General features: G+C 47.5%; 9 protein-coding genes. 5 read left to right on the top strand and 4 right to left on the bottom strand.

The window, feature by feature from the left end; all coding sequences use genetic code 11:
- The coding region (locus tag B7Y67_RS06080; RefSeq protein ID WP_293597866.1) for an enoyl-CoA hydratase/isomerase family protein at positions 1 to 210 on the bottom strand (210 nt) is incomplete at its 3' end.
- Between the two features lie 74 nt (positions 211 to 284).
- Between B7Y67_RS06080 and B7Y67_RS06075 the strand changes: the two genes are divergently transcribed.
- The 5 genes from B7Y67_RS06075 to B7Y67_RS06055 all read left to right on the top strand — a co-directional run bounded on the left by B7Y67_RS06075 (position 285) and on the right by B7Y67_RS06055 (position 3,148).
- Positions 285 to 443: a DUF5993 family protein gene (locus tag B7Y67_RS06075; protein ID WP_293597865.1), complete on the top strand. Its 159-nt coding sequence runs from the start codon at positions 285 to 287 to the stop codon at positions 441 to 443.
- Between the two features lie 5 nt (positions 444 to 448).
- Entirely contained in the window at positions 449 to 1,012 is a 564-nt protein-coding gene (locus B7Y67_RS06070) for a disulfide bond formation protein B (protein ID WP_293597864.1), read from the top strand.
- 18 nt (positions 1,013 to 1,030) lie between these two features.
- Positions 1,031 to 2,029 carry a tripartite tricarboxylate transporter substrate binding protein gene (locus B7Y67_RS06065; RefSeq protein WP_293597863.1) on the top strand — a complete coding sequence of 333 codons (999 nt, stop codon included), beginning with the start codon at positions 1,031 to 1,033 and terminating at the stop codon, positions 2,027 to 2,029.
- A 111-nt stretch (positions 2,030 to 2,140) separates the two neighbouring features.
- On the top strand, positions 2,141 to 2,632 hold the full coding sequence (locus B7Y67_RS06060) for a hypothetical protein (protein ID WP_293597862.1): 492 nt from the start codon (positions 2,141 to 2,143) through the stop codon (positions 2,630 to 2,632).
- A 36-nt stretch (positions 2,633 to 2,668) separates the two neighbouring features.
- A complete protein-coding gene (locus B7Y67_RS06055; protein ID WP_293597861.1) occupies positions 2,669 to 3,148 on the top strand; it encodes a glycine zipper family protein in 480 nt (159 codons plus the stop codon).
- Between the two features lie 26 nt (positions 3,149 to 3,174).
- Here B7Y67_RS06055 and B7Y67_RS06050 read toward each other — a convergent pair whose 3' ends face one another.
- The 3 genes from B7Y67_RS06050 to B7Y67_RS06040 form a co-directional block, all read right to left on the bottom strand.
- Positions 3,175 to 4,566, bottom strand: coding sequence for an MATE family efflux transporter (locus tag B7Y67_RS06050; RefSeq protein ID WP_293597860.1), 1,392 nt, complete (start codon positions 4,564 to 4,566; stop codon positions 3,175 to 3,177).
- A 3-nt stretch (positions 4,567 to 4,569) separates the two neighbouring features.
- Positions 4,570 to 6,297, bottom strand: a complete 1,728-nt coding sequence (locus B7Y67_RS06045; RefSeq protein WP_293597859.1) for a hypothetical protein — start codon at positions 6,295 to 6,297, stop codon at positions 4,570 to 4,572.
- Between the two features lie 96 nt (positions 6,298 to 6,393).
- Positions 6,394 to 6,736: type B 50S ribosomal protein L31 (locus B7Y67_RS06040; protein WP_293597858.1), on the bottom strand; the 343-nt coding region annotated here is incomplete at its 5' end.

Here is a 6,736-nt window from a genome sequence, read left to right as displayed (position 1 = left end):
AATATCACTGCCTGATACAAATGCTTTGTCACCGGCGCCCCTAAAAATAGCCACTCCAATTTCTGGTGTATTTGCTATCGCATCGCAAATTCGCTTGAGTTCTTCATACATCGGCCAAGTTAAGGCATTGCGGGATGCGGGATTATTAAAGGTAATTCGGGCAATGGGCCCTTCGAACTGGAAGTCGATGCAGGGCGGGGTTGAATTCATGACCCCATTCTATACAAAAGACCCTTTAAATCACTTGTTTTTGCTTCTGCATCGACCTGCGATAGAATTCATTTATGTATATGTTTCTACCTTTCCTGACAGCCTTTATTGGGCTTGTCCTCGTTTGGTTTGAGAAACGTCTGGCTGGTTTAATCATACTTGCCATTACCGTTGGCATTCTGATGTTCTGGTTCATGGTCCACGCCACCAATCATCTCAATATTAGTCTGTGAGGAAAATGAATAAGCATTCTTTTCCTTCCTTAGCAGCACTTGGCAATCAATTGGCTTTGGCTGGGATAGTTGGCATGCTGTCCTATGCTTTTATTGATCAATTCTATTTCGGTGAATTACCTTGCCCACTGTGCTTAATGCAGCGCATGGGTTTTGTCATTATTGGTTTTGCCTTGGTACTCAACATTCGTTGTGGCGCGCATTCTGCTCACTATGGTTGGGGCATCATCGGTGGCTTAGTAGGGATGATGGTTTCTTTACGTCAAGTGCTCTTGCATGTTTTGCCTGGCGACAAGGGGTTTGGTAAAACTTTTCTAGAGTTACATTTTTATACTTGGGCTTACGTAGGTTACGTTGGATTATTGGCTGGACTTGCTATTTTGTTAATGCTGCCGAATCGTGATGTGCGCTCACGCTCTGTATTTGCAAATCTATTGGTAATCGTATTTATTCTATTGGTGTTTGCTAATCTTGCATCGACTCTGCTGGAGTGTGGCGTTGGTCCTTGCGCTGATGATCCTGTTAAATACGATGGATTAATTTGGCTACGTTCACGCTTTGGTTTTTAATCAAGCGCAGGTGATTTGATGAAGATCGCTTTAAAGGCAGTGAAGAGTCTGGCTATCTTGTTTACTTGCCTGAGCTTTGCCAATATCGCCCAATCTCAAACAGCTAAATCAAATACCGCTTGGCCTAAACAGGCCATTCGGATTGTGGTGACTTTTACACCTGGTGGTGCGCCCGATATTTTGGCGCGCGTACTTGCTGAGAGTTGGCAACAAAGTTTAGGTGTGCCGGTTCTTGTTGAGAACCGTCCTGGCTACGGTGGAAATATTGGCGCAGACCTTGTAGCAAAGAGCGAACCAGATGGCTACACGCTTCTCATTGGCACAGTAGGCATCCATTCAATCAACGGTGCCCTTTATGACAAGATGTCTTTTCATCCGATCAATGATTTCACACCCATTAGTTTTTTAGCCAGTACGCCTAATGTGCTGGTGGTGAACAAGAAGCTGGGTGTGACTAATCTGCACGAACTCATTGAGCTAGCTAAGGCCAAGCCCAATGAGCTCACTTTTGGCTCCTCAGGTGTTGGCACTTCCTTGCACATGTCAGGCGAGCTCTTTAAAGAAATGACCGGAGTGCAAATTCGCCATATTCCTTATAAGGGTAGGGCGCAGTCTTTGCCAGATTTGATTAGCGGTCGGATTACGATGCTCTTTGATAACCTATCCTCATCCCTGTCTCTCATTAAGGCGGGCGAGGTGCAGGCCTTAGGAGTCACCACACTAAAGCGTTCTCCAGCTGCGCCGGAGATTCCGACGATGGCGGAGCAAGGTTTGCCTGGTTTTGAGGCTATATCGTGGTTCTCGCTCATGGCGCCAGCCAATTTGCCGCCAGCAGTGCAAAAGCAATTAAATGCCTTGACCCGCCAGACCCTCAATCAAGCTGAAGTCAAAAAGAAGTTGCTCGCAAGTGGCCTGGACCCAGCTCCAGGAAGCCCTCAAGAGCTCTCTAAATTGATCCAATCTGAGGCTAATAAATGGGGTAGAGTAATTTACAAATCAGGCGCAAAATTGGATTAACAGCCCTCACGGAAAAGTAATAAATATTCCGTGAAATGCTCAATTCTTGTCAGCCTGAATTTAAATGAAGCGTTAAAGATAGTAGGAGGCGACCAATTAATGGGGTCCACTATGAAAACAAGCCAAAAGCAATCCAAATCAGTTATATCCAAAGCCGTTCTCGCACTCTTGGCAGTCGGAAGCTTGCTTACGCTAGCTCCTTTAGCGGCACAGGCTGGTAATGTCGGTTGGGCAGTCTCCGTTGGGGGTGGTTACGGTGGTGGCTACGGCGGCGGTTGGAGACCAGCAGCTTACGGTCCTGGTTGGGGTGGGGGCTGGGGCCCAGGTTGGCGAGGTGGGTATTACGGTGCTGGCTATGGCTATCCTTATGCTGCTGGCTACTATGCGCCACCGGTGGTGTACTCTGCCCCTCCTGTAGTTACTTATGCCGCTCCACAGCAACCCATGGTTTTAGCTTCTCAACCCCAAGCTCCAATTTGGTATTACTGTGAAGCTGGCAACCAATACTTTCCGTATGTACAAAATTGCCCATCGGGCTGGCAGACGCGGCCTGCAATGCCACCATCAAGTAATGCGCCCACAAATCAGCGTATCCAAAATTAACAGAATTCAGTGATTCAATTGATTTAAGGAATGAATATGAAACGTGTCGTACTCACTTTGGCCATCATCAGCTCTTTAGCTGCTTGCGTCTCCGCGCCAACCGGCCCAACGATTGCCATCATGCCGCGTGAAGGTAAGCCTTTTGAAGTATTTCAGCAAGAAGATCAGCAATGTCGTGAGTTCGCTGCAAATGCGATTAAAGACACTAGTAATGCCGCCTTAAAAGAAGGTGCAACCAGTGCTGCTATCGGTGCCGCTTTGGGTGCTGCTGCGGGTGCCGTCATTCAGGGTGGTAGCAGTCAGAATATCGGAACTGGTGCGGGTATTGGTCTGCTAGGTGGCGCTGCTATGGGTGCCATGAACTCATCTGGCAAACAAAATCAGGCGCAAGTTCAATACAACATCGCTTATCAGCAATGCATGTATTCCAAAGGCAATCAGGTGCCGAGTTATCCATCGCAGGGAGGCAGCCCGAACTACATGCCCCCAAGTAGTGGATTTAGACCTATTCAGTAAATAGTATTACTGGAATTTAGTCTCAACTAAACTTCTACCGGCGGATGCGTTTTCTCAAAGCGTGCCGCCGTTCTTCTGAATAGGTAAAGCAAGAGCAGTGCAGCTAAACCTAGGCTTATGCTGTTACCAGCCCAAAAGCCATTGGCGCCTTGTAAAAATTCCGGTGTATTGCCAAAGACATTAAAGCCCATCAAGTAGCCGCCACCAAGGCCTACGCCCCACAGTGATCCGGCGTAAATCAACATCGGCCAGAAGGCAATGCGATAGGCTCGCAAAATAAATGCCGCTGTAATCTGCAATGCATCAAACACTTGATAAAAGGCGATAAACAAAAAGAGTGGAATGGAAAATACCTTCACCTCTTCCGGTGGATCGTACAAATCAAGTAGCTGCACTCTAAAGATCCAGACTGCGAGACCAATCAAAACGCACAAAGTAGTGGTGAAGAAAACCGATGACCAGCCAATCTCTTCAGCCCGTTCCTGTTTGTTCGCGCCAATGGACTGAGATACCAATGTCATTGTCGCAATCGATAGAGACAAGGGGACCATATAAATTACTGTCCCCATATTAGCCACAATTTGATGACCAGCTAAAGCGGTGGTGCCCAGACGTGCAATGAAGAGTGACATAAAGGTAAAAGAGGTCACTTCAATCAAATAGCTAAAGCCAATAGGTGCGCCTAATTTCAGCAGAGTCCAGATGCGATGCCAGTCAGGCCAGCTAAAGCGTACAAAGATTTTGAATGGCCTATAAAAGCTATCAAAGAGAACAAAGCTCAGCGTGATGATGAGCCAAAACCAATTGATGATCACGGTAGCTACTGCGCAACCTGGACCACCCATCCCTTCAATACCTAAACCGCCATAAATAAAGAGGAGGTTGAGTGGCAGCTTTAAACCTAGACCAATTAGTTGCACCACGGTAATGACTGCCGGTCTAGAAACAGCATTGTGTAGAGCCATGAGTACGCGCATTGCCATGCTGGCCGGTAAACCAATTGCCAAGATGTTGAGATAGAGCTTAGCCTTGCCTTCAATGTCTGGCGTGACTTGAGAGATTTGTAGAAGGTAGTCGGCATTGAGCAGAATGGCGCCGCCTAATATCGTCAGACCTAAGGCTAGCCAGGTGGCTTGACGTACCTCTTCACCAATTTCACCAAAACGCTTGGCACCAAAGAGTTGCCCAGCGATTGGAGCAAGTGCAGAGATCACACCTGTGAGGCCGACATAGATGCTGATGAATATAGCTGATGCCATTGCAAGGGCGGCTAAGTCATCGGCGGAATAGCGCGCTGTCATGGCGGTGTCTAAAACACCAAAAGTGATTACCGCTAGCTGCCCAATGAGTAGTGGGCCAGCCAGTTTTAGTAGGGAAGGAACATCCTCGCGTAAACGCGATAATTTAAAGTGCAGCACGTTTTATTCTTTACCAGCAGGGGTGATTTGATAGAGGCGCAGACGCTCATCACGGTCAGATGCGCGGCGATCTTCCCAAAGTAATTCAATTTTCTTTTTATTGAGGCTGGCGTATGCCTTCGCCTCTGAAGAGCTGTGTGTCAGCATGAGATTGCAACTAGGATCATCTCGTAGCGGAAGCTTGGTGAAGTAGTCAAATGAAGCCAACTGGGCTGGACCAAGATTGGTGGTGTCAATGCATCCTGGCGTATTGGCAATAATCGTTTCAAGGCGATCTGAAACATAACGATAGGTCTTGGCGTAATTAATCGTTGGTAACCATAAGGTCATTAACAGAACCCACATCAAAGTCGTGCCAGAGGCAGAGATGATAAGGCAACGCCAGATTTCTTTTGGAGCACGTGAAGTTCTCCAACGCACAATCGACAACCAGATACCAGTAATAATGAGGGCAACAAGGAAGGCGATGTAATCAAACTGCGCCTGAAAACCTGGCAACAGTCTTGCCAAATTTGCAGCGGTTGATTCTGGGAAGCCAGTGACCTTAGCAAACCAAATAATCCAAATGGCCAAAGCGATCATGGTGAAACTAAACATCGCCAACCAATCGATGAAGCTAATGAGGCTGCGCTTGAGAATCGGCAAACTAAAGGCGGCAATGATTGACAAACTTGGAATCAAAATAATCAGATCATGTTCGTTCGCCTCCAGGCGAAACAGAACATAAATCAAGCAGCCAATAAATAAACTCAGCGGAATGCAAAGATGTGGAGCGCGCCACTGACCCGCTTTTTTCACTCGACCCCAATGTGCGAGGGAGATGATGGCCAATGGCCAAACTGGCCAAGCATACGCCCAGAAGTTGACACTTAAAAAACCTAGTGATTCAATAGATGGGGTTGCGCGCATCTCCGGCATATTGCGCCAGCCTTCTTCGGCGATATGGCGCCACTCAGGAGTGAGGTTGCCTAAATACCAAAGCGCAGGCCAAATTGCAAAACCAATCAGACCTAAAACTGTGCTGGTTAATGTCCAACGAAAACGTAACTTTGCATTACTCGCAATGACCGCAATGATGGTTGAGCTGACAATAATTAAACTGAGTGTGAGGTTACTCGAGAGAGCAACGATCGCAATACCCAAGCCAGTCCAGAGACCGCCTTGCCATGGCCTATCCAAACCACGCACTGTGCCATACAGGACGATACTGATACCCATGAGTTGAGCCATCATCGGCGTAGTTTCATGCGCACGTTGTGCAAGACCGACGCAGGCCAAGAAAATCAATAGCGCACCATCGGCTAAAGTCATGCCGTAATTTTTGCGACCAGGCTGACCACCCACTGCTAGAACCATCGGCTGGACTTCCGGACGGCGACCCAGTAGATAGGTCGCATACCAAATAGCTAGAGCAGAAGCAAAAAAGCAAACTGCTGCATAGAGGCGTGCCGCATTGGTCGCACCAATCAATGGACCAAATAGATCCATGAGGGTGGCGCCCAGCCAGTAGGGAAAGGGCGCGCCAAGTGAAACATCGCGTCCCGCAAGATGCGGAACAATCCAGTCGAATGCTTTGCCACTGTGCAAAGTCCACATGCCACCAAATCCGATGGCATCTTCATTTTTCCAGGGGTCACGCGCAAAGAGACCGGCAAAACCATAGATCAAAGTCAACGCAAAAATAATGATGCGTGGAATGGAGGTAGTGGCGGCGGCGGTGAGTTTGACCATATAAAACTAGCAATAAAAAAGGCAGCAAACGCTGCCTTTATTATCTCGCAAGGGAGGGTGAATATGAATACCCAACCCCTTTGAAGAGTAAGCCTATTACTTCTTCTTAGCTGGCTTTTCAGCAGCTTTAGCTTCTGCAGCAGCAGTTTTTTTCTCAGCTGTTTTAGCAGCGCCATCACCAGTTGCCTTAGCAACAGCTTTAGTGCCGAATTTCTGACGGAATTTCTCAACACGACCGGCAGTATCCATAATCTTCTGGGTACCAGTATAGAAAGGGTGTGACTCAGATGAAGTCTCAATCTTGGCCAATGGATATTCATTGCCATCTTCCCACTTGATGGTCTCTTTAGTAGACATAGTGGAGCGAGTCTTGAAGCTGAAGTTATTAGAAACGTCTACAAAGACGATTTCACGATATTCGGGGTGAATGCCAGGTTTC

This window comes from Polynucleobacter sp. 35-46-11 (assembly GCF_002281105.1).
The sequence above is the reverse complement of the archived record's forward strand: the minus strand, read 5'-3'. Positions and strand labels throughout refer to the sequence as shown.

Excerpts from the sequence above, each read along its gene's own strand:
- B7Y67_RS06055 (WP_293597861.1), top strand. The coding sequence starts at position 2,669 with ATGAAACGTGTCGTACTCACTTTGGCCATCATCAGCTCTTTAGCTGCT.
- B7Y67_RS06075 (WP_293597865.1), top strand. The coding sequence starts at position 285 with ATGTATATGTTTCTACCTTTCCTGACAGCCTTTATTGGGCTTGTCCTC.
- B7Y67_RS06070 (WP_293597864.1), top strand. The coding sequence starts at position 449 with ATGAATAAGCATTCTTTTCCTTCCTTAGCAGCACTTGGCAATCAATTG.
- B7Y67_RS06060 (WP_293597862.1), top strand. The coding sequence starts at position 2,141 with ATGAAAACAAGCCAAAAGCAATCCAAATCAGTTATATCCAAAGCCGTT.
- B7Y67_RS06065 (WP_293597863.1), top strand. The coding sequence starts at position 1,031 with ATGAAGATCGCTTTAAAGGCAGTGAAGAGTCTGGCTATCTTGTTTACT.
- B7Y67_RS06045 (WP_293597859.1), bottom strand. The coding sequence starts at position 6,297 with ATGGTCAAACTCACCGCCGCCGCCACTACCTCCATTCCACGCATCATT.